Origin of the sequence: Enterobacter cloacae complex sp. P2B (assembly GCF_014895985.1) — a bacterium.
Lineage (GTDB): Bacteria > Pseudomonadota > Gammaproteobacteria > Enterobacterales > Enterobacteriaceae > Enterobacter > Enterobacter bugandensis.
The window spans coordinates 38439-60938 of sequence record NZ_JADBQQ010000017.1 but is presented as its reverse complement, the minus strand read 5'-3'; the positions used below and the strand labels follow the sequence as shown (position 1 = coordinate 60938).

24 protein-coding genes are annotated in these 22500 nt (G+C 57.5%); 8 read left to right on the top strand and 16 right to left on the bottom strand.

Annotated features, from left to right (window positions below; translation table 11 throughout):
- Positions 1 to 189 precede the first annotated feature (189 nt).
- From IM313_RS15375 to IM313_RS15360, 4 genes are all read left to right on the top strand, one after another.
- Positions 190 to 1734, top strand: a complete 1545-nt coding sequence (locus IM313_RS15375) for a PTS transporter subunit EIIC (protein ID WP_126327202.1) — start codon at positions 190 to 192, stop codon at positions 1732 to 1734.
- A gap of 12 nt (positions 1735 to 1746) precedes the next feature.
- Positions 1747 to 3114 carry a 6-phospho-alpha-glucosidase gene (locus tag IM313_RS15370; RefSeq protein ID WP_126327203.1) on the top strand — a complete coding sequence of 456 codons (1368 nt, stop codon included), beginning with the start codon at positions 1747 to 1749 and terminating at the stop codon, positions 3112 to 3114.
- A 90-nt stretch (positions 3115 to 3204) separates the two neighbouring features.
- Positions 3205 to 4050, top strand: coding sequence for a 3-mercaptopyruvate sulfurtransferase (gene sseA, locus IM313_RS15365; RefSeq protein ID WP_028014070.1), 846 nt, complete (start codon positions 3205 to 3207; stop codon positions 4048 to 4050).
- On the top strand, positions 4050 to 4820 hold the full coding sequence (locus IM313_RS15360) for a MurR/RpiR family transcriptional regulator (RefSeq protein WP_192971202.1): 771 nt from the start codon (positions 4050 to 4052) through the stop codon (positions 4818 to 4820). The genes sseA and IM313_RS15360 overlap by 1 nt, the downstream gene beginning before the upstream one ends.
- A gap of 17 nt (positions 4821 to 4837) precedes the next feature.
- Here IM313_RS15360 and sseB read toward each other — a convergent pair whose 3' ends face one another.
- From sseB to trmJ, 11 genes are all read right to left on the bottom strand, one after another.
- A complete protein-coding gene (gene sseB / locus IM313_RS15355; RefSeq protein WP_032648693.1) occupies positions 4838 to 5614 on the bottom strand; it encodes an enhanced serine sensitivity protein SseB in 777 nt (258 codons plus the stop codon).
- Between the two features lie 96 nt (positions 5615 to 5710).
- Complete coding sequence (gene pepB, locus IM313_RS15350) at positions 5711 to 6997, bottom strand: aminopeptidase PepB (RefSeq protein ID WP_041908707.1); 1287 nt, start codon at positions 6995 to 6997, stop codon at positions 5711 to 5713.
- A gap of 53 nt (positions 6998 to 7050) precedes the next feature.
- The gene (iscX, locus tag IM313_RS15345; protein ID WP_003860650.1) at positions 7051 to 7251 is read right to left on the bottom strand and encodes a Fe-S cluster assembly protein IscX; all 201 of its coding nucleotides are present in this window, start codon (positions 7249 to 7251) and stop codon (positions 7051 to 7053) included.
- Between the two features lies 1 nt (position 7252).
- The gene (gene fdx, locus IM313_RS15340) at positions 7253 to 7588 is read right to left on the bottom strand and encodes an ISC system 2Fe-2S type ferredoxin (RefSeq protein WP_003860652.1); all 336 of its coding nucleotides are present in this window, start codon (positions 7586 to 7588) and stop codon (positions 7253 to 7255) included.
- A gap of 1 nt (position 7589) precedes the next feature.
- On the bottom strand, positions 7590 to 9440 hold the full coding sequence (hscA, locus tag IM313_RS15335) for a Fe-S protein assembly chaperone HscA (RefSeq protein ID WP_045260179.1): 1851 nt from the start codon (positions 9438 to 9440) through the stop codon (positions 7590 to 7592).
- 14 nt (positions 9441 to 9454) lie between these two features.
- Positions 9455 to 9970: a co-chaperone HscB gene (gene hscB / locus IM313_RS15330; protein ID WP_045260178.1), complete on the bottom strand. Its 516-nt coding sequence runs from the start codon at positions 9968 to 9970 to the stop codon at positions 9455 to 9457.
- Positions 9971 to 10046: 76 nt separating this feature from the next.
- Entirely contained in the window at positions 10047 to 10370 is a 324-nt protein-coding gene (iscA, locus tag IM313_RS15325; protein WP_003860659.1) for an iron-sulfur cluster assembly protein IscA, read from the bottom strand.
- Between the two features lie 13 nt (positions 10371 to 10383).
- Positions 10384 to 10770, bottom strand: coding sequence for a Fe-S cluster assembly scaffold IscU (gene iscU / locus IM313_RS15320; RefSeq protein ID WP_003860661.1), 387 nt, complete (start codon positions 10768 to 10770; stop codon positions 10384 to 10386).
- A gap of 24 nt (positions 10771 to 10794) precedes the next feature.
- Entirely contained in the window at positions 10795 to 12009 is a 1215-nt protein-coding gene (gene iscS / locus IM313_RS15315) for a cysteine desulfurase (RefSeq protein ID WP_003860663.1), read from the bottom strand.
- A gap of 117 nt (positions 12010 to 12126) precedes the next feature.
- The gene (iscR, locus tag IM313_RS15310; RefSeq protein ID WP_008502158.1) at positions 12127 to 12618 is read right to left on the bottom strand and encodes a Fe-S cluster assembly transcriptional regulator IscR; all 492 of its coding nucleotides are present in this window, start codon (positions 12616 to 12618) and stop codon (positions 12127 to 12129) included.
- Positions 12619 to 12834: 216 nt separating this feature from the next.
- Entirely contained in the window at positions 12835 to 13560 is a 726-nt protein-coding gene (gene trmJ, locus IM313_RS15305; protein ID WP_028014076.1) for a tRNA (cytosine(32)/uridine(32)-2'-O)-methyltransferase TrmJ, read from the bottom strand.
- Positions 13561 to 13692: 132 nt separating this feature from the next.
- On the opposite strand from trmJ, the gene suhB reads away from it, so the two are divergent.
- Positions 13693 to 14496, top strand: coding sequence for an inositol-1-monophosphatase (gene suhB, locus IM313_RS15300; protein WP_028014077.1), 804 nt, complete (start codon positions 13693 to 13695; stop codon positions 14494 to 14496).
- 5 nt (positions 14497 to 14501) lie between these two features.
- Here suhB and IM313_RS15295 read toward each other — a convergent pair whose 3' ends face one another.
- Together IM313_RS15295 and IM313_RS15290 are read right to left on the bottom strand one after the other, a co-directional pair.
- Positions 14502 to 15494, bottom strand: coding sequence for a nickel/cobalt transporter (locus tag IM313_RS15295; RefSeq protein ID WP_028014078.1), 993 nt, complete (start codon positions 15492 to 15494; stop codon positions 14502 to 14504).
- Positions 15485 to 16123: a DUF1007 family protein gene (locus IM313_RS15290; RefSeq protein ID WP_028014079.1), complete on the bottom strand. Its 639-nt coding sequence runs from the start codon at positions 16121 to 16123 to the stop codon at positions 15485 to 15487. Before IM313_RS15290 ends, IM313_RS15295 begins: the two co-directional genes overlap by 10 nt.
- Before the next feature lie 125 nt (positions 16124 to 16248).
- Here IM313_RS15290 and csiE point away from each other — a divergent pair, with 125 nt between their 5' ends.
- Positions 16249 to 17526, top strand: a complete 1278-nt coding sequence (gene csiE / locus IM313_RS15285; RefSeq protein WP_192971201.1) for a stationary phase inducible protein CsiE — start codon at positions 16249 to 16251, stop codon at positions 17524 to 17526.
- On the opposite strand, the gene IM313_RS15280 is transcribed toward csiE, so the two are convergent.
- Positions 17527 to 18666 carry a 3-phenylpropionate MFS transporter gene (locus IM313_RS15280; protein ID WP_028014081.1) on the bottom strand — a complete coding sequence of 380 codons (1140 nt, stop codon included), beginning with the start codon at positions 18664 to 18666 and terminating at the stop codon, positions 17527 to 17529.
- A 172-nt stretch (positions 18667 to 18838) separates the two neighbouring features.
- On the opposite strand from IM313_RS15280, the gene IM313_RS15275 reads away from it, so the two are divergent.
- Entirely contained in the window at positions 18839 to 19261 is a 423-nt protein-coding gene (locus IM313_RS15275) for a DoxX family protein (RefSeq protein ID WP_059358596.1), read from the top strand.
- Positions 19262 to 19315: 54 nt separating this feature from the next.
- Here IM313_RS15275 and glyA read toward each other — a convergent pair whose 3' ends face one another.
- Entirely contained in the window at positions 19316 to 20569 is a 1254-nt protein-coding gene (gene glyA, locus IM313_RS15270; RefSeq protein WP_025757663.1) for a serine hydroxymethyltransferase, read from the bottom strand.
- A 303-nt stretch (positions 20570 to 20872) separates the two neighbouring features.
- On the opposite strand from glyA, the gene hmpA reads away from it, so the two are divergent.
- Complete coding sequence (gene hmpA / locus IM313_RS15265) at positions 20873 to 22063, top strand: NO-inducible flavohemoprotein (RefSeq protein ID WP_192971200.1); 1191 nt, start codon at positions 20873 to 20875, stop codon at positions 22061 to 22063.
- Positions 22064 to 22114: 51 nt separating this feature from the next.
- On the opposite strand, the gene glnB is transcribed toward hmpA, so the two are convergent.
- Complete coding sequence (gene glnB / locus IM313_RS15260; protein ID WP_003860685.1) at positions 22115 to 22453, bottom strand: nitrogen regulatory protein P-II; 339 nt, start codon at positions 22451 to 22453, stop codon at positions 22115 to 22117.
- Between the last annotated feature and the right edge of the window lie 47 nt (positions 22454 to 22500).

Genomic DNA, 22500 nt, shown 5'->3' with positions numbered 1-22500 from the left:
AGCGCCTCGCAGAATGGCATCACGCCGCTACACCGGGATGGAACCGCGATCACAGCGCATAACGTCACATGTTACCTTTTACGTCATTTGTTTTTAAAACAAGAAGATAGCTGGATATGTTCGCTCAGAGCCTGCTAGTTTTATGACCATGACGCACCCCGAGTGCGCGGTTCAAAAAGAGAGAAAGCCATGAAACGAGCCGTGAACGCCCTACAAAATTTCGGAAAATCATTATACGGACCGGTACTTATCTTACCGATTGTCGGTCTGTTTATCGCCTTTGGCAATGTGCTGGGCAACGGTAACCTGGCCGAATACCTGCCGTTCCTTGGCCATCCGCTTATCCAGAGTATCGGCCAGCTGATCGCCAAATCTGCCGTGTCGGTGCTGGTCAACCTGGCGCTGGTGTTTGCCGTCGGGATCCCGATTGGTCTGGCGACGCGCGATAAAGGCTACGCGGCGCTGATTGGTCTGGTGACTTTCGTGGTGTTTATCAACGCCATGAACGTGACGCTGCAGCTGCAGGGCGAGCTGGCCCCTGCTGAGCAGATTAAAGCCGCCGGGCAAAGCATGGTGCTGGGCGTTCAGGTGCTGGAGATGGGCGTTTTCGCCGGGATCCTGACCGGGGCGCTCTCCGGTTACCTGTACAACAAATACTCCGGCGTACAGTTTAACGGCGCGATGGCGATTTACTCCGGCCACTGTTTTGTCGCCATTGTCATGTTGCCCGTCTCTATGCTGCTCGGCGTGGTAATGAGCGAACTCTGGCCGTACGCGCAGCATGGGATTAGCGCCCTGGCGCTGGCAATTAAAGGCTCTGGCCCGTTCGGGGTGGCGATCTACGGTTTCCTTGAGCGCATTCTGGTGCCGACCGGCCTGCACCATCTGGTTTATACGCCGTTCCTGTATACCGAACTGGGGGGCACGCAGGAGGTGTGCGGCACGGCTTACCAGGGGGCGCGCAATATCTACTTCGCCGAGATGGCCTGCCCGGAAGTGAAACAGCTCAGCAGCACGGTAGTGTGGGACGCGCGCGGGATCAGCAAGATGTTCGGCCTGCCTGCCGCCGCGCTGGCGATGTACATGACCGCGAAGCCGGAGCGTAAAGCCGTTGCGAAAGCCATTCTGATCCCGGCGGCGCTGACCTCGCTGCTGGTCGGCGTGACCGAACCGATTGAATTCTCCTTCCTGTTCGTCGCCCCGCTACTGTTCGTGGTGCATGCGGTCCTGACCGGTATTGGCATGATGCTGTTCTCGCTGCTGGGCGTTCATGCCATCGGTGCCAACGGGATTATCGATTTCATTCTCTACAACCTGCCGCTAGGCACCGAGAAATCCAACTGGCCGATGTACATCGTGGTTGGGCTGATCATGTTTGCCCTCTACTTCGTGGTGTTCCGCTTCCTGATCCTGCGTTTCAACATGAAAACGCCGGGCCGTGAGGATGAAGATCAGGAGACACGCCTCTACAGCAAGCAGGAGTACCAGGCGAAAGGCAATAACGACGGGCTGGGCGAGTCCATCGTGGTGGGCCTGGGCGGCCGGGAAAATATTGAGGTTGTGGATAACTGCTACACCCGCTTACGCGTCACGGTGAAGGATGTTGCCATCATCGACGAGCCGCGCCTGAAGGCGACCGGCGCGAAAGGGGTTATCAAACAAGGTAACAACGTTCAGGTGGTCTACGGGCTGCACGTCAAAAAAATGCGAGAAGCCGTTGAGACGTTTCTCTGAAAGGAGCTAAAGATGTTTACACCCCCATTCATTCTGTCGATTGCCGGCGGCGGCAGCACTTACACGCCGGGTATTGTGAAAAGCCTGATGGTGCGCCTGCAGGATTTTCCGCTGGCCGAAATCCGCCTCTATGACATCGACGAGGCGCGTCAGAACACCATTGCGCCGGTGGTTGAGAAAGTGATTCGCGACCACAGCCAGAGCATCAAATTTACCGTCACCAGTGACCCGGAAGTGGCCTTCAGCGGCGCGCATTTCGTTTTCGCCCAGATGCGCGTCGGCCAGTACAAAATGCGCGAGCAGGATGAGAAGATCCCGCTGCGTCACGGCGTGGTCGGCCAGGAAACGTGCGGCCCCGGCGGGCTGGCCTACGGACTGCGCACGATCCTGCCGATGGTGGAGCTTATCGATCGGGTGGATCGCTACGCGCATGAAAAGGCCTGGATCGTGAACTACTCCAACCCGGCGGCGATCGTCGCGGAGGGCGTGCGACGTCTGCGACCAAATGCTCGCGTGCTGAACATCTGCGATATGCCGGTCGCGGCGATGCGTAATATGGGAGCCATTCTGGGTGTCGATCGTCGCAAACTGGAGGTGGACTACTTTGGCCTGAACCACTTCGGCTGGTTTACCCGCGTGCTGGTGGACGGCGAGGACAAATTACCGGAGCTGCGTAAACATATCGCGAAGTTTGGCCTGCTGACGGAAGATGCGGCCAAAACCGATCCGCAGCACTCGGATCCTTCGTGGGTTAAAACCTGGCGCAACATCAAGCCGATTATGGATAACTTCCCGGAGTACCTGCCGAACCCGTACCTGCAGTACTACCTGATGCCGAACCAGATTGTAGAGCATCAGAACCCCGACTATACCCGCGCCAATGAAGTGATGAACGGGCGTGAGAAAAAACTTTTTGCTGCTGCTGAAGAGTACAAGCGCACCGGGATTTTACCGGATGCCTTCCACGTGGGCGTTCACGGCGAGTTTATCGTCGATGTCGCCTGCTCGCTGGCCTTTAACCTGCGCCAACGCCATCTGGTAATGGTGGAGAACCGCGGGGCGATTACTAATCTGCCATACGATGCGGTGGTGGAAGTACCCGCCTACATCACCTCCGAAGGGCCGGAGCCTGTGCGCGTGGGGCTGGTACCGCTGTTCCACCAGACCCTGCTGCAACAGCAGCTGGCGTCTGAACAACTGCTCGTAGAGGCGACCATCGAAGGCAGCTATGAGAAAGCGCTTCAGGCGTTCACCCTCAACCGCACCGTGCCCACCATGGAGCACGCAAAAGCGATTCTGGATGAGATGATAGAAGCCAACCGCGACTACTGGCCTGCGCTGCAAAAAGCCTGGCAGGACGGCGAAACGGTGAAAAAATAGGGGCTTGCTCGCGAGTTGAACGTGGTTTGCTTGTCGGTGTCAGAAAAAACACCGACAATCCTTTTTTACGGAAAAGAATGGAGGCAACCCATGTCCACCTCATATTTTGTCGCCGCCGACTGGCTGATTGAGCACGGCGACGATCCGGAAGTCCAGATTATTGACGCGCGTATGGCCCCGCCGGGCCAGGAACATCGTGACGTTCCCGGTGAATACCGCGCGGGGCATCTGCCTGGCGCGGTATTTTTTGATATCGAAGCCCTCTCCGATCATACCTCTCCTCTGCCGCACATGCTGCCGCGCCCGGAAGCGTTTTCCGTGGCGATGCGCGAGCTTGGCGTCAGCAAAGACAAACATCTTGTTGTTTACGATGAAGGCAATCTGTTCTCCGCGCCGCGCGCATGGTGGATGCTGAAACAGTTTGGCGTGGAAAAAGTCTCGATTCTGGCGGGCGGTCTGGCGGGCTGGAAGCGTGACGAGCTGCCGCTCCAGCAAGGCGACGTGACGCTGCCGGAAGGCGAGTTCGACGCGACGTTCGACGCTAACGTGGTGAAGCGCCTGACCGACGTACTGGTCGCGAGCCATGAAAAGACGGCGCAAATCGTCGATGCGCGCCCAGCACCACGCTTTAACGCTGAAGCGGATGAACCACGTCCAGGGCTGAGACGAGGCCATATTCCAGGTGCGCTGAACGTGCCGTGGGGCGACCTGGTGTTTGAGGGCGAGCTGAAAACTACCGACGAGCTGCGTGCCATTTTTGACCGCGCGGGCGTGGATTTACATCGCCCGATTATTGCCAGCTGCGGCTCCGGCGTGACGGCCTGCGTGGTGATCCTGGCGCTTGCCACCCTCGGCGTCAACGACGTTACGCTCTACGATGGCGCCTGGAGCGAATGGGGGGCGCGTGACGATCTGCCAGTTGAACCGGCGAAATAATGGATAACCGCCTGGCCACGCTGTTAACGCGCGGGGCGTCGCTGACCCGCGCGGAGTATCGCGTCCTCGCCCACCTGACGGAGCATCCGCTGCTGGTGGGCAACATCACGGTGCGCGAGCTGGCGCAGGCGACATTTGTTTCTACCGCCACCATTATGCGGCTGTGTCAGAAGCTGGGGTTTAGCGGCTTTAGCGAGTTTATCTGGCACTGCAAGCAGCTGCTCTCCGACACGCCACATATTGCCGCTCAGGCTCAATCCCTTCCTGAGCTCCCGGCGCTGTTTAATCAGTTTATCGCTAACTATCAGCACACCTTCCAGTGGATCACGCAGGAGAAGCGCCAGCAGTTCGCCAACCTGCTGCGGCAGAAAGAAAGCTTTTTCCTCTACGGGGCCGGGTTTTCCTATCTCTTTGCCGAATACCTGACCAAGAAGCTGCAGGTGCTGGGCAAAACGGCGTTCATCTCCGGGCCGGGGGACAGCCGAAACATTTTTCTCAGCAACGCCGCGCGTTATCAGGTATTTATTGCCGTCTCCCGCAGCGGCGAAACGGAACAGGTGCTGGATAAGGCGCGGATTGCCAAAAATGTCGGCATGACGGTCGTCGCCTTTACCCGCGCCTCGGCCAATACGCTGGCGGGCATGGCGGACGTGCACTTTGCACTGTATGACGAAGCGGTGCACTTCGCCGCCGAAGCCGCGGGCGTGACGTCGTTTGAGTCGAATCTGGTGCTGCTGATGGATTTACTGCTGCTGGAGGCAACGGGGTGACATTCACCCCGCCGTAATCAGATGATGCGGTTGGTCTTGAGATCGCGCAGGAAGCCGCCCCAGCGACGCTCGTAGAACGGCGTGATATGCTCGGTGATGAAGTGGCTGATGCCCTTCTCACCGTTTTTCACCTGACAGATATCAATCGGCTCATCGCCCGGTAGCGTGTCGGTGGCCACGCTTCCCGCCGCCTGAACGATCTCGTCGAAATCGCCATCGGCTTCAATACCGATCAACAGCACCGGCTTTTCGTCCGCGCGCTCTTTAATGGAGCAGAGAAACGCGCGCCTGACGGGCTTGAGCGTTTTGAACAGCGTCGTCAGGGAATCGATCATCTGCGCAGGCGGCTCGGCCACCTCAGACAGCAGCAGCGTTTCGCCCCCTTCCAGCACCTCCTGGGTGCTAAGCGGGTTACCCTCTTCACCAATCAGGTGGCTGATCTCGCGCGGGGTAAACTCTTTCCCGGTTGGCAGCTTAGCGTTAAGGAACAGCGTCTGGCCCAGCGTCATTTCGAACAGTGTGCGCACCGGCATTACCACGAACGCCTGTTCATCTTCTACCGCTTCCTGCAACGCTTCCAATGAAGTGAAGAACGGGATCACCGACGTGCCGTCATCTTTCTCCCAGTGCAGCAGATCCAGCGCGCTGTCTTCCACTACCTGCTCACCTTCCGCCGCGGTGCCCGGCACCCAGACGGTGGATTCCAGCAGCGTGCGGAAAAATGCCGGACGATGGGCTGGCTCGGTCGCCGCCTGTTCCAGCAGGGTTTCTAATTCGTTTTTGGTATCTGACATAGTTTGGCTACTTCAATAAACGCCGGGTGGCGCTTTGCTTACCCGGCCTACAAAACCACAGGCCCGTGCAAGCGCAGCGCCGCCGGGCAAAAAAGATCACTCAGCCGTCAGCAGGTTCGCCACGGTACGCACGCCCAGACCGGTCGCGCCCGCGGACCACTGCTCAACTGCCGCCTTACGGTAGGTTGCGGAGCAGTCGATGTGCAGCCAGCCTTCATGATAGTTCTCAACGAAGTGAGACAGGAAGCCCGCAGCGGTGCTTGCCCCCGCCGGGTACGCCGCGCTCGCGGTGTTGTTCAGCTCGGCAAAGTTAGACGGCAGCTGGCTGCGGTGGAACTCGGCCAGCGGCAGACGCCAGAACGGTTCGTTTTCCGCAGCCGCGCTTGCCAGCAGGCGAGCGGCCAGCTTGTCGTCAAAGCTGAACAGCGCGTGGTAGTCGTTGCCCAGGGCGGTTTTCGCCGCGCCGGTCAGGGTCGCCATGTCGATAATCAGCTCTGGCTTCTGGGCAGAGGCGTCGATCAGGCCATCGGCCAGCACCAGACGGCCTTCGGCATCGGTGTTCATCACTTCGACATTTTTACCGTTGCGGTAGCGAATGATGTCGCCCAGCTTGAAGGCGTTGCCGCTCACCATGTTGTCCGCGCAGCACAGGTAGAGCTTCACGCGCTTGTTAAGACCGCGGGTGATGGCGAATGCCAGCGCGCCGGTGATGGTTGCCGCGCCGCCCATGTCGGACTTCATGGAATCCATGAACGCGCTCTGCTTCAGGCTGTAGCCGCCGGTGTCGAAGGTGATACCTTTACCGACCAGGCAGGCAAAGACAGGCGCTTCTTTATCGCCGGTTGGGTTGTAATCCAGCGCCAGCAGGACCGGAGGACGTTCGGAGCCGCGGCCCACGGTGTGGATGCCCATGTAGTTCTGCTCGCGCAGATCTTCACCTTTGGTGATGCGGTAGGACATGTTATCCCCCGCCACGCCGCACAGCAGGTCAACGGCGCGCTGCGCCAGTTGCTCAGGGCCTAACTCCTCCGCAGGGGCGTTAATGGTATCGCGCACCCAGTCGATAATTTTCAGGCGGCTTTCCAGTTCTTTCTGACCGGCTTCATCGAGGTTCGCCCACTCAATTTTACGGGTGCCTTTCGGGCCTTTGTAGCCCGCCCAGAACGCCCAGCTGCGGTCAGTATCCCAACCTTCGCCTTCCAGCGAGACATGCTTAATGCCCAGGCCGTCAATTTTACGCGCGGCGCGCTGGATCAGACCTAAATCATCTTTGCCCGTCAGGTGCAGGGTGATACCGTCGTTGTTGATGCTGTAGCTGGCTTTCTCGCCCCAGCGCGCGTCGGCGGGCTGCGTAGAGAGCGTAATCTTCATCGCTTCGGTCATTTTATTTATCCTTATTAGCAAACGGGCCGCCTGAAGGCAGCCCGTTAAGTGATTTACTCTGCTTCATCTAACCAGACTAACAGAATCGCCTCCAGAATTTTTTCATTGGATGCGTTTGGATCGTCGTCGAAATCCTCTAAATCGCAGATCCACTGGTGCATGTCGGTGAATCGTACGGTTTTGGGATCGAGATCCGGGTTCGCGTCGTAGAGCGCTTCACCGATTTCACGGCTGTCTGTCCACTTCAGTCCCATATTAATGCTCGCGTGCGTGGTTGATGGTGTAGCGTGGGAATTCCACGACCAGATCTTCATCGGTCACCGCGGCCTGGCAGCTCAGGCGGCTGTCTGGCTCCAGACCCCATGCTTTATCCAGCATGTCGTCTTCGTCTTCGGTGCTCTCGGCGAGAGAGTCAAAACCTTCACGCACGATGCAGTGGCAGGTGGTGCAGGCACAGGATTTTTCACAGGCGTGTTCCACTTCGATACCTGCACGCAGGGCAACATCGAGAATGGTTTCACCGGTCTTCGCTTCCAGAACAGCGCCATCCGGACAGAGGTCCGCATGAGGCAAAATAACAATCTTTGGCATATTAAACCTCGTCCACGGACTGGCCTTTCAGCGCGACGCGGACAGATTTGTCCATGCGGCGAGCAGCGAAGTCCTGGGTTTGTTTATCAACGTTTTTAATGGCTTCTTCTATTGCGTCAGCGTCATTGCCTTCGGCGACTGCGCGTAAGCGCGCGGCAGCCTCGTCAATCACCTGACGCTCGGCGGCGCTTAACAGCGCGGCATCGGCAGCGAGCGCCCCGTTCAGACTTTCCAGCACACGTGCGGCTTCAACTTTCTGTTCAGCCAGCATACGCGCCTTCACATCCTGCTCGGCGTAGCTCATTGAATCCTGGATCATGGAGGCGATTTCGCCATCGGTCAGGCCGTAGGACGGCTTCACCTGGATGGACGACTCCACGCCGGTCGATTTTTCCATCGCCGTGACGCTCAGCAGGCCGTCCGCATCTACCTGGAAGGTCACGCGAATATGCGCCCCGCCAGCTGGCAGCGCCGGGATGCCGCGCAGCGCAAAGCGGGCCAGAGAGCGGCAGTCCTGCACCAGTTCGCGCTCGCCCTGCATCACATGGATGGACATCGCGGTCTGGCCGTCTTTGAAGGTGGTGAACTCCTGCGCACGCGCCACCGGAATGGTGGTGTTACGCGGGATCACTTTCTCCACCAGGCCGCCCATAGTTTCTAAACCGAGAGACAGCGGGATGACGTCCAGCAGCAGCATTTCGCTGTCCGGCTTGTTGCCAACCAGAATATCGGCCTGGATAGCGGCGCCGACGGCAACCACTTTGTCCGGGTCGATGGAGGTCAGCGGCGTGCGGCCAAAGAATTCGCCCACGCGCTCGCGCACCAGCGGCACGCGCGTTGAGCCGCCCACCATGACCACTTCCAGCACCTCGTCAGCCTCCACGCCCGCATCCTTCAATGCGCGACGGCAGGCCAGCAGGGTGCGTTTAACCAGAGGCGCAATCAGCTCGCTGAACTGGTCGCGGGTGATTTCACCCTGCCAGCCTGCGACATTAACGCTGACCGACTGCGCATCGCTCAGCGCAATTTTGGCGTCGATGGCCGCATCCAGCAGTTCGCGCTGAACGCGCGCATCGCTGCGGTCGCTGATGCCAGCCTGATCGCGGATGTAGTCCGCCAGCAGATGGTCGAAATCATCGCCGCCGAGCGCGGAATCCCCGCCGGTCGCCAGCACTTCAAACACGCCGCGGCTCAGGCGCAGGATAGAAATATCAAAGGTACCGCCGCCGAGGTCGTAAACCGCAATCACCCCTTCCTGACCGGAGTCGAGGCCGTAGGCAATCGCCGCCGCCGTCGGTTCGTTCAGCAGGCGCAGCACGTGCAGGCCCGCCAGACGCGCGGCGTCTTTGGTGCCCTGACGCTGTGCGTCGTCAAAATAGGCCGGAACGGTGATCACTACGCCGTCCAGATCGCCGCCGAGCGTCGCCGTCGCGCGCGCCGCCAGCGCTTTGAGGATGTCAGCAGACACGCGAATTGGGTTCAGCAAACCGGCCGCCGTGGCAATCATCGGCAGACCGTTTTCACTGGCCTGCAGCTGATACGGCAGGTGCGGGTAGCGGGTCTGGATATCAGCCAGCGAGCGGCCCATCATGCGCTTTACGGAGCTGATGGTGTTGGCCGGATCGCGCGCGGCGTTGGCGCGGGCGTCATAGCCGACCGCGTGACCCTGCTGCTGGTAGTGGACCACGGAAGGCAGCAGATGGCGGCCCTGCTCGTCGGCCAGCGTTTCCGCCTGGCCGCTGCGCACGGTCGCCACGAGGGAATTGGTGGTGCCCAGGTCAATACCGACCGCCAGACGACGCTGGTGCGGTGCGGCGCTTAAGCCAGGCTCACTAATTTGTAATAAGGCCATAATTGCTTCCGAAATTAAAAATCGAGCAGCTTTTCTTCGAGTTGTTCAGCGCTGCTTCGCAGTTTATCGAGAAAACGGAGTTTGCGCACAGTGTCTGCCGCCACGTCCCAGGTCTCGTTGTTCAGTTGCTCCACCATCTGCTGATGGCGGGTATCGAACATGCCCTTCACGCGCGTGATAAAACGTTCCAGACGCGCTTCGTCTTTGGCCTGTTCAATCTCATCCAGCTCTTCGCGCAGCTCCAGCTGTTCCATCAGAAACGCGGTGTCGCGCACGGTGTGCTGTTCGCTCGCCAGATCAAAGCCGTGGAGCGAGAGCAGATATTCTGCACGCGCCAGCGGATGGCGCAGCGTCTGCCAGGCCTGGTTGATGGTCGCGGAGTGCGATACCGCAGCCAGCTGCTCTGCCTGCGTCCCGCTGGCGAATTTATCCGGATGATACTGACGCTGCAGATCCTGAAAACGGACCGTCAGTGCCTGAAGATCGATCGGGTATTGAGCGGGTAGTCCGAAGAGAGTGAAGTAATCCATAACAATCTCAGGGGTAGCCTGTTAGAACAAACCCCACGCGCAGCAAAGCCACGGTGGGGTTTCGGATGACGCGCGGTTAAACGTGGAAGCTTTCGCCGCAACCACACTCGTCTTTGACGTTCGGGTTCGTGAATTTGAACCCTTCGTTCAGGCCTTCTTTTACGAAGTCCAGCTGAGTGCCGTTGAGAAATTGCAGGCTTTTGCCATCGACCACCACCTTCACGCCCTTGTCTTCAAACACGGTGTCATCAGACGCCGGCTCGTCAACAAACTCCAGTACGTAAGCCATACCAGAACAGCCGGAGGTACGTACGCCCAGTCGCAGGCCAAAGCCTTTACCACGGTTCGCCAGAAAAGAGCTTACTCGCGCGGCAGCGCTGTCGCTAAGGGTAATCGACATACTCAAACCTCAATTATTTTGCTTCACGTTTGCTTTTGTAATCCGCAATGGCGGCTTTGATCGCGTCTTCTGCCAGAATTGAACAGTGAATTTTCACCGGCGGCAGTTCGAGTTCTTCAGCAATATCCGTGTTCTTGATTGCCTGTGCTTCGTCCAGAGACTTGCCCTTCACCCACTCGGTGACCAGGGAGCTGGACGCAATTGCAGAACCGCAGCCGTAGGTCTTGAAGCGCGCGTCTTCAATGATACCTTCATTGTTGACTTTAATCTGCAACTTCATTACGTCGCCACACGCCGGCGCGCCAACCATGCCGCTACCGACAGATTCATCGCTGTTGTCAAAAGAGCCAACGTTGCGCGGGTTCTCGTAATGATCGATAACTTTTTCGCTGTATGCCATGATTGAATTCTCCTTATATACCGATTAGTGATGTGACCATTCAATGCTGTTCAGATCCACGCCCTGCTTGAACATTTCCCACAGTGGAGAAAGGTCGCGCAGACGGCCAATAGAGTTACGAACCAGCTTGATGGTGTAGTCAATCTCTTCTTCGGTAGTGAAACGACCTAAAGAGAAACGGATAGAGCTGTGTGCCAGCTCGTCAGTCATACCCAGCGCGCGCAGCACGTAGGATGGCTCCAGGCTTGCAGACGTACAGGCAGAACCGGAAGAAACGGCCAGGTCTTTCAGCGCCATGATCAGCGATTCGCCTTCAACATAGTTGAAGCTGACGTTGAGGATGTTCGGCGCGCCCTGCTCGAGATCGCCGTTCAGATACACTTCTTCCATATCTTTCACGCCGTCCCACAGACGGTTACGCAGCGTGCGCAGGCGCGCCATCTCGGTTTCCATCTCTTCTTTCGCAATGCGGTACGCTTCGCCCATGCCCACGATCTGGTGAACAGGCAGCGTACCGGAACGCATGCCGCGCTCGTGACCGCCGCCGTGCATCTGTGCTTCGATGCGGATACGTGGCTTACGACGAACGTACAGCGCGCCAATCCCTTTCGGGCCATAGATTTTGTGGCCGGAGAAGGACATCAGGTCTACTTTCAGCTGGCTCAGGTCGATAGGCAGTTTGCCCACGCTCTGGGTCGCATCCACGTGGTAGATGATACCGCGCGCGCGGCACATTTCGCCGATGGTCGCGATGTCCTGAACGACGCCGATTTCGTTGTTAACGTGCATGATGGAGACCAGGATGGTGTCGTCACGCATCGCCGCTTCGAGCTCTTTCAGGTCAATAATACCGTTGCTCTGCGGCGCCAGATAGGTCACTTCGAACCCTTCACGCTCCAGCTGGCGGCAGGTGTCCAGCACGGCTTTGTGTTCGGTTTTGCTGGTGATGATGTGCTTGCCTTTTTTCTGATAAAAGTTGGCTGCACCTTTGATCGCCAGGTTGTCGGATTCGGTCGCACCGGAGGTGAAAACAATCTCACGCGGGTCGGCACCCACCAGGTCAGCAATCTGATTACGGGCGATATCCACCGCTTCTTCAGCATGCCAGCCAAAACGGTGTGAACGGGAAGCTGGGTTACCAAAGTTTCCGTCCAGGGTCAGACACTGCATCATTTTCTCGGCAACACGCGGGTCCACCGGCGTGGTTGCGGAGTAGTCGAGATAAATCGGTAATTTCATTGCTCTATAAACTCCGTACATCGCTTCAATGCAAGGAATCAGGCAACCGGCTGGATGTACGACCGAGTACGCGGGGTGTGACCACCCCGGCCTGATTCTGAAATACTTATCGTTTTATTACGCGCGTAATTTGACGTCGATAGCGTCCTGCGCGCGGGTGCTGCGTTGTGAATCATGGCTGTGCTGACGGCCTGATACGTCCAGAACTTCCTGGTTATTGACCAGTTCACCGAGGGTGATGTTGTTCAGGAAGCCGGTCAGACGGTCGCTCAGATCGCGCCACAGCGCGTGGGTCAGGCACTTATCGCCGCCCTGGCAGCCGCCTTTACCCTGGCAACGGGTTGCGTCAACGGATTCATCCACCGCGCTAATCACTTCGCCAACCGCAATACTGCCCGCGTCTTTACCCAGCAGATAACCGCCGCCCGGGCCACGAACGCTGGACACCAGTCCATTTTTACGCAGTCTGGAGAACAGCTGTTCCAGGTAAGAGAGGGAGATCCCTTGTCGTTCAGAAATATCAGCCAACGGAACCGGGCCCGCTTCGGAGTTGAGCGCAACGTCCAGCATCGCGGTCACGGCATAACGCCCTTTAGATGTCAGTCTCATGTCTTACTTAACCTCAAACTCGCCCCTGCCCGGGGTTTTTTATTGTAAAATGGGGGTATTGCATAGCAGGGCCAAGTCTGACATTCCTGACTAAAATGGTCAACTATTTACTTGACTGTTTTAGTCAGGTATTTAACCTTCTGTGCCTTCATAATATAGGTGCGGCCTGATGCCCTCACCCCAACCCTCTCCCACGGGGAGAGGGGGAAATCGGCACTACTCTTTATTCTTCTGCTCAATCGACGCCAGAATTCCGCGCAGGATGTTCAGCTCCTGGCTTTCTGGACGCGCGCGGGTAAACATGCGGCGCAGCTTGTTCATTACCTGGCCAGGGTGGCCTTCACGGATGAAGCCGGTAGCGAGCAGCGTCTGCTCCAGGTGACCGTAGAAACGCTCAAGGTCGTCCACCAGCGGGTAGGCCGTCTCTTCTTTCGGTTCTGCCTGCTTCTCCTGCGTCGCCAGCCATGCCATGCGCACTTCGTAGGCGATTACCTGCACCGCCATTGCCAGGTTCAGCGAGCTGTATTCTGGGTTGGCGGCAATTGCCACGTGGTAGTGGCACTTCTGCAGTTCGTCGTTGGTCAGGCCAACGCGCTCGCGGCCAAACACCAGCGCAACCGGCGCCTGCTCTGCTTCTGAGACGCTTTTCAGGCCGCATTCGCGCGGGTCCAGCATCGGCCACGGCAGCGTGCGTGAGCGCGCGCTGGTGCCGACAACGAGGCTGCAGCCGGCCAGCGCTTCGTCGAGGGTATCAACGATCTGCGCATTACCGATCACGTCGCTGGCCCCGGCCGCCAGGGCGATAGCCTGAGAGTCTGGTTTCACCAGCGGATTAACCAGCCACAGGTTCGTTAAGCCCATGGTTTTCATAGCGCGGGCCACAGAGCCCATGTTGCCGGTGTGCGATGTTTCGACCAGCACGATTCGAATGTTTTGCAGCATAATTTTTAGATGTCTGGGTTCAGTGTCTGAAGAATATTCGGGCATATTATCATAAACGGGAGACATAATCCGATCCCGCTGCTATACTCTGCGCCGATTTTCCTGTTCTTTAACATCCAGTGAGAGAGACCGATGCATCCGATGCTGACCATCGCCGTGCGCGCAGCGCGCAAGGCGGGTAATGTAATTGCCAAACACTACGAAACGCCAGACTCCGTAGAAACCAGCCAGAAAGGCAGCAATGATTTCGTGACTAACGTCGATAAAGCCGCAGAAGCGATTATTATCGAAACGATCCGCAAATCTTACCCGCAGCACACCATCATCACCGAAGAAAGCGGTGAACATGAAGGTACCGATCAGGATGTTCAATGGGTTATCGATCCACTGGATGGCACCACCAACTTCGTTAAACGCCTGCCACACTTCTCTGTGTCAATCGCAGTACGCATTAAAGGCCGTACTGAAGTCGCCGTTGTTTACGATCCAATGCGTAACGAACTGTTCACCGCGACCCGCGGTCAGGGCGCACAGCTGAACGGCTACCGTCTGCGCTGCAGCAATGCACGCGATCTGGACGGCACCATCCTGGCGACCGGCTTCCCGTTCAAGGCGAAGCAGCACGCAACCACCTATATGAATATCCTGGGCAAGCTGTTCACCGAATGCGCAGACTTCCGTCGCACCGGCTCTGCTGCGTTGGATCTGGCCTACGTGGCAACCGGCCGCGTTGACGGTTACTTCGAACTGTCACTGAAGCCGTGGGACTTCGCTGCGGGCGAGCTGATCGCACGTGAAGCAGGCGCGATTGTTTGCGACTTCACCGGCGGCCACAACTACATGACCACCGGCAACATCGTTGCGGGTAACCCACGCGTTGTTAAAGCCATGCTGGCCAACATGCGTGACGAGCTGAGCGATGCGCTGAAGCGTTAATCTCCTCATCTCAGCCCTCTCCCCAAAGGGGAGAGGGTGCTAAACGGCGCCGCGCTCATCCACATCGTTACCGCCGCCACCAGCAGAATCACTCCCCCCGCCAGCGCGAGCGTTGTCCATCCTACCTGCCGCCACAGTACCGGCGTTTTATTGCCGCTGAGTTTTACCGCAAGCTGACGGAAGCTGTGAACCAGCAACGCCAAAGACGAAATGGTGAGAGAGGTTCCTGCCGCCATCGCCAGCGCCGAGAGCATGCCCCAGCCGAACACGCCAATCACTTTACTGAACAGCAGCACCATGATTGCCCCCGAGCACGGGCGCATCCCCATAGAGAGAACTATCATCAGCCGCGCGCGCCAGTCGTCACCGCTCTGTAATTGTTCCTGCGTCGGCAGATGCTGATGCCCGCAGCCGCAGTGTTCATCATGAACGTGGTGCGGCGTAAAGGTTTTGAATTTGGGCTTTTGCAGCAGCGCGCGCAGCTTTTTCAGCGCCCGCCAGCAGAGGATCAGCCCCAGCACGCCGACCAGCGCATAGCTGCCCTTCTCCAGCCAGAAGCTGCTCAGGTGCAGCTGGCGCGCGGGAAGCTGTAATAGCGAAAGCACAACCACCACCAGCGCAATCGCCACGCCCCCCTGAAGCAGCGAAGAGGCCAGCGTCAGGCCAATGCTTGATTTCAGCTTCGACGGATGGGTGGCAAGCCAGGTGGTAATAACGATTTTGCCGTGCCCCGGCCCCAGCGCGTGCAGCACGCCATAGATAAAGCTGAACGCCAGCAGGGAACCGCCCGCTTTGGTCGGGTTCTCTGCCACCGCCTTCAGCAGCCCGCTCATCTGCTGGTTGACCTCACGCTGCCAGATGATGCTTTTCATCATCACCTGCGGCCAGGCCTGCCACAGCCAGAGCGAACCGCAAACGGCGAGCAGTAGAAAAAGCGCCAGCGGCCAGAGGTGCAGCCAGCGGCGCGGCTTTCGTACCGGAGAGGAGATCACTGACATTGTAACGTTACCTTCTGCGCAAACTGTTTACCCAGTTCCATGTCCTCCGGTGGGGCATCCTCTTTATCAAGAGAGACAGCAAAATTCAGCGTCTCTTCGCTGGGCTTCGGGGTGTGAACCGTAATGTTGCAGGTTTTTTGCAACGACGCAGGAAGCTGCACGTCGCTGTCCTCGGCGTAGCTCATATCGACGTAGTACGTTGGGTCAAAGGTAGAAAACGTATAGGTTTGTCCTGCCAGCGGCTGCGGATGCGCCAGTGGAAGCACGAACGTCAGCACCGCCTGATGTCCGTCGCGGGACATGCCGTATTCTGTCGGGCGATTGAGGAACTTCACCTTTTGTCCGTTATGCCAGAACTCGGTGAAGTAGTGCTGCCCGAGCACGTTGGCCATCACTTCTGCCGCCAGCTTTTTCCAGATTTCGTCGCCCGGCTTCGCGTTACCCGCATCATAAAGCAGATCCGCCGAGGTGATTTCATCCATCGTCCAGCGCATTTTCAGGCCGCTCAGCTGCGTGCCGTCGGTGACCAGCTCGGTTTTCAGGCTGATAAAACTGTGAGGATGTGCGCTGGCGGTAAAGGTGATAACCGCCAAAAATAACGCCATCGCATTTTGTTTAACTGTCTGCATCAATTCCTCACGTCAAAAATTCTGTGATGTTCCCCAGCAATCCTGAGTGAAAGGCCTGCCGGCGCGCTTTTCAGCGCCCATCCTTTAGCTATTCTTATCAAACATTCACACTGGATACCCGACAGATGATGACGACGCTTGAAATTCCATCTGTGCTTTCCAGTTCGCAGCGCCGCTGCCAGGTGCTTTTGATGCTTTACCTGCCCGATGCTGCCGTCACCGCACAGAGCATAATCGCTGCCAACGGCGTGGACGAGGTCATGGCACGGCAAGATATAGCCGAGACGCGCGATGAAATCCAGCGCTATCACCGGCTGGATATCGTCACGCACCATGACGGCAGCTACCGAATTGAAGGCACTGCCCTGAATCAGCGTTTATGTCTGCTGCACTGGCTGCGCAGGGCGCTCCGCCTTTGTCCGCAGTTTGTCTCGCACCAGTTTACCCCAGCCTTAAAAACCGCGCTTAAACAGCACGGCATCGCGCGGCCGCTCTACGACGATGCTAATCTGCGGGCGCTGATCGGCTTCTGCTCACGCAAGCTGCAGCGTCAGTTTGAATGCCGGGACGTCCAGTTCTTACAGCTCTACTTGCAATACTGCCTCATCCAGCACCACTTAGGGAATACGCCGCAGTTTTCCCACGCGCAGCGCAACTGGACCCAGTCGCGGGGAGAGTATTTTACGGCGCAGGAGATTGTTCGTCACTGGAAGCGGCGCGTGCCGCAGGGCGCGCACGTGGACGAGCAGCTGTTTCTGGCGCTGCTGTTTATGATGCTCCGCACGCCCGATCCGGTGCTCGATAAACACCAGCAGGATCAGCGCCTGCGCCGCGCCATTGTGCGCATGGTGGCCCGTTTCCGCTCCCAGACCGGGATGAACTTCAGCGATGAGCAGGGGCTGACCGATCAGCTGTATATCCATCTGGCTCAGGCGCTGGACCGCTCGCTGTTTGAGATCGGCATCGACAATAGCCTGCCCGAGGAAATTCACCGTCTCTATCCCCGGCTGTTACGCACCACGAAAGAGGCACTCTTTGAGCTGGAAGCCGAATTTGGGCTGCGGTTCTCCGATGAAGAGATGGCGCTGGTAGCGGTTATTTTCGGCGCCTGGCTGATGCAGGAGACCGATCTGCATGAAAAACAGGTAGTGCTGCTGACCGGGGAGGATAAATCCTGTGAGGAGGTGATTGAACAGCAGCTGCGCGAATTAACCCTGCTGCCGCTCAACATTCGCTATCTGACGCTGCAGGCGTTCCAGAAAGAGGGGGCACCGCGCGAAGCCGCGCTGGTTATCACCCCCTATCCTACCGTGCTGCCGCTGTTCTCGCCGCCGCTGATCCACGCGGTTGAATCACTTAACGCGCAGCAGCAGGAACATATTCGCGCCATGCTGGAATCGTAGCTACGCCCGAGCGGCCACTTTCGGTCGAACAAACATCGCCGGGAGCGCCACCAGCGCCATGACCCAGAACACGCCGTGTCCCAGATGCTGATACAGAAAGCCCGCAAAGACCGTCATCACCGCAATGCTGCCGCCCATCGCCACCGCAGAGTAGACCGCCTGCAGACGGATCACGTCCCCGCCCTCGCGCGCCGCGATATAGCGCATCGCCGCCAGGTGGCACACGGTGAAGGTGCCGCAGTGAAGGATCTGCGCCATAATCAGCCACGGCAGTTCGGTCGTCCAGCCCATAATCCCCCAGCGCGCCACGCCGCAGACCGCGGAAAGCAGCAGCAGATCGCGCGCGCCGAAGCGGCGGAACAACTTTTTGCTCAGGGCGAAAATAATGACTTCTGCCACCACCCCCAGCGACCACAGGTAACCGACAGCAGAGGCCGAGTAGCCCGCCCCCTGCCAGTAGATGGCGCTGAAGCCATAGTACGCCGCATGCGCCCCCTGAAGCAGACAGACGCACGCCAGAAAACGCCAGCTCTGGGCCACCAGGCTCCGCCAGGCGGGCCAGCCGGCGCTCTCCTGATGGCGACTCTCCCCTTGCGGCATCACCGACGGGCGCAGCAGCATGCCCAGCAGCATCGAGGCAATACCGATACTCAGCAGCGCCAGAATCGCGCGGTAGTCGTAAAGGCTGACCAGTTTCCCCACCAACGCCGAGCCGATCACGAAGGCAATCGATCCCCAGAGGCGCACGCGACCATAATCCATGGTGATCTGCTTTTGCCAGGTGTTCGCCAGCGCATCCGTCAGGGGTACCAGCGGGGAGAAGAACAGATTAAAGCCAACCATCACCACCATCAGCCAGGCAAACTGATGGCTGACCCAGAAGCAGGCCGCAAAGACCAGCGTCAGCAGGGCCAGAATGCGCACCGCTTTAATCAGTAAGGAGGGATCGCTGACGCGGGGGGCAATCAGCAGGCTTCCGAGGAAACGCGCCACCAGCCCCGCGCCCAGCAGAATGCCGATGGTTTCTGGCGTCAAACCAATTCCCTTGAGCCAGACGCTCCAGAAAGGCAGAAAAATACCGTAGCTAAAGAAGTAGGTGAAGTAGCTGAGCGCCAGCCAGCGCGTGGAATGCAAGACCATGAATCCCTCCCGAAATGGAGGCGATAGTCTGGCGTTTATCCTGCACTTTAGCAAGTCGTTAGCGCGCTATAAATTAACGATAAATTAACGTCCTGGACAGCCGGTCGGCGTATGGCGTGAGCGGCAAAATTGTATTACGTTTAAAAGACATCGCCTGAAGAGGTCGTTTGCCATGAACAGCTTACGTTATTTCGATTTCGGCTCCTCACGCTCCTTCCTGCTATTGATTGCCCGTATTGCCATCGTTGTCCTGTTTATTATTTTTGGCTATCCCAAGCTGACGGGGTTTAGCGGCACCGTTCAGTATATGACGTCGCTCGGCGCCCCCATGCCGATGCTGGCGGCCATTATCGCCGTAGTAATGGAGGTTCCCGCCGCTATCCTGATCGTGCTCGGCTTTTTCACCCGCCCCCTGGCGGTGCTCTTTATCTTCTATACGCTGGGCACGGCGATTATCGGTCACCACTACTGGGATATGACCGGAGATGCGGTTGTGCCGAATATGATTAATTTCTACAAGAACGTCAGTATTGCTGGCGCGTTTATTTTGCTGGCGATTGTGGGACCGGGGGCCATTTCCCTGGACCGGCGTTAAGCCATAAAAAAAGGCCGCAAGCGCGGCCTTTTTTATTTCTGCAAAGCAGAGGAATTATGCGTATACCGGGAAGCGTGCGCAGATATCCAGAACTTTACCTTTGACGCGCTCGATAACCGCTTCGTCATTGATGTTGTCCAGAACGTCACACATCCAGCCAGCCAGCTCTTTCACTTCCGCTTCTTTAAAGCCGCGACGCGTCACGGCCGGAGAACCGATACGGATACCGGAGGTCACGAACGGGCTCTTCGGATCGTTTGGCACGCTGTTTTTGTTCACGGTGATGTTGGCGCGGCCCAGGGCAGCGTCAGCTTCTTTACCGGTCAGGTTCTTATCAACAAGGTCCAGCAGGAACAGGTGGTTTTCAGTCCCGCCGGATACCACTTTGTAGCCACGGTTCAGGAACACTTCCACCATCGCTTTGGCGTTCTTAGCAACCTGCTGCTGATACACCTTGAACTCTGGCTCCATCGCTTCTTTCAGCGCGACCGCTTTTGCGGCGATAACGTGCATCAGCGGGCCGCCCTGCGCGCTTGGGAACACGGCAGAGTTCAGTTTTTTGTACAGCTCTTCGTCACCGCCTTTCGCCAGGATCAGGCCACCGCGTGGACCCGCCAGGGTTTTGTGAGTAGTGGTGGTCACAACGTGAGCGTGAGGAACCGGGTTCGGGTAAACGCCTGCGGCAATAAGGCCCGCAACGTGCGCCATGTCAACGAACAGGTACGCGCCGATGCTGTCTGCGATTTCACGCATTTTTGCCCAGTCAACGATACCGGAGTAAGCAGAGAAGCCACCGATGATCATCTTCGGCTTGTGCTCTTTAGCCTGCTTCGCCATGTCTTCGTAGTCAATTTTACCGGACTCATCAATACCGTAAGGAATGATGTTGTACAGTTTGCCGGAGAAGTTAACCGGGGAGCCGTGAGTCAGGTGGCCGCCCTGCGCCAGGTTCATACCCAGAACGGTATCGCCCGGCTGCAGCAGCGCGGTGTAAACAGCGAAGTTAGCCTGAGAGCCGGAGTGCGGCTGAACGTTCGCGTAGTCAGCGCCGAAGAGTGCTTTCGCACGGTCGATAGCCAGCTGCTCAACGATATCAACGTACTCGCAACCGCCGTAGTAGCGCTTGCCCGGGTAACCTTCAGCGTATTTGTTGGTCAGCTGAGAGCCCTGCGCCTGCATCACGCGCGGGCTGGTGTAGTTTTCGGAGGCGATCAGTTCGATGTGCTCTTCCTGACGTACTTTTTCCTGCTCCATAGCCTGCCACAGTTCGGCATCATAATCGGCAATGTTCATTTCACGCTTTAACATCCGCATCTCCTGACTCAGCTAACAAGTAAATTTTGGCCTGAAAAGGCAGTCCTGTTGGACGACGGGCAACAGTATAACTGAATAGTTCTGTGATAACAGGTCTTGACAAACGATTTTACGCAAACGTTTTCCTTCACGCCACGCAAGGGTTTGAGGAATAAAGATCTCACTATTTCCAGCGGATTTCTTTTCAGGTTTGTGATGCGTATTTTTCATCTTGCAAAGAACCATTTACAAAGCATGGGTATTTTTTATAAGATGCATTTAAAATACATCATTAGGTAATATCAGAAGGAAGCTGCCATGCTCGACGCTCAAACCATCGCTACCGTTAAAGCCACCATTCCCCTGCTGGTGGAAACCGGCCCTAAACTTACCGCCCATTTCTACGATCGCATGTTCACGCACAATCCGGAGCTCAAAGAGATTTTCAATATGAGCAACCAGCGTAACGGCGATCAGCGTGAAGCGCTTTTCAACGCCATCGCGGCCTACGCCAGCAATATCGAAAACCTGGCGGCGTTGCTGCCTGCGGTGGAAAAAATCGCCCAGAAGCACACCAGCTTCCAGATCCAACCCGAGCAGTACAACATCGTCGGCGCTCACCTGCTGGCAACGCTGGACGAAATGTTCAGCCCGGGCCAGGAGGTGCTGGACGCCTGGGGTAAAGCCTACGGCGTGCTGGCAAACGTGTTTATCAACCGTGAAGCGCAGATCTACAGCGAAAACGCCAGCAAGAACGGCGGCTGGGAAGGAACGCGCGCCTTCCGTATCGTCGAGAAAACGCCACGCAGCGCGCTTATCACCAGTTTTGAATTTGAGCCGGTTGACGGCCAGCCGGTGGCCGATTACCAGCCGGGCCAGTATCTGGGCGTATGGCTGAAGCCTGAAGGCTTCCCGCATCAGGAGATCCGCCAGTACTCTTTGACCCGCAAACCAAACGGCAAAGGCTACCGCATTGCGGTGAAGCGCGAGGACGGCGGTCAGGTATCCAACTGGCTGCATAACGAAGCGAGCGTGGGCGACGTGGTCCATCTGGCCGCGCCGGCGGGCGACTTCTTTATGGCCATTGAAACCAATACCCCGGTCACGCTGATCTCCGCGGGCGTGGGCCAAACGCCAATGCTGGCGATGCTGGATACGCTGGCGAAAGCAAACCACAGCGCGCAGGTTAACTGGTTCCACGCAGCGGAGAACGGCGACGTGCACGCCTTTGCGGATGAAGTGAAAGCGCTGGGAGCGACCCTGCCGCGTTTCACCGCGCATACCTGGTATCGCCTGCCGACGGAGCCAGACCGCACTGCCGCACGCTTTGACAGCGAAGGACTGATGAATTTAAGCCAGATGGAAGGGGCGTTTAGCGCGCCGGAAATGCAGTTCTACGTCTGTGGACCGGTGGCGTTTATGCAGTATGCCGCGAAGCAGCTGGTTGAGCTGGGCGTGAATAAAGACAACATTCATTACGAATGTTTCGGGCCGCATAAGGTGCTGTAACGCAAAAAGCCCCTCGTTCGAGGGGCTTTTTTTTCGCCGGGTGGCGAATGGTTAAATCGCGGCGTCGTCTTCTTCGCCGGTACGGATACGGATCACGCGCGCCACGTCAAAGACGAAGATTTTCCCGTCGCCAATTTTGCCCGTCTGCGCCGTGCGGATAATGGTATCCACGCAGGTATCGACGATATCGTCGCTGACCACGATTTCAATTTTCACTTTCGGCAGAAAGTCGACCATGTACTCTGCGCCACGATAAAGTTCGGTGTGGCCCTTCTGACGACCAAAACCTTTCACTTCCGTCACGGTCATCCCGGTGATGCCTACTTCCGCCAGCGCTTCACGTACATCATCCAGTTTGAAAGGTTTAATAATCGCATCAATCTTTTTCATGGTGGGTCCTTAAACTCTTGCCTGTAAGCTGCCTCGTAATCGATTGC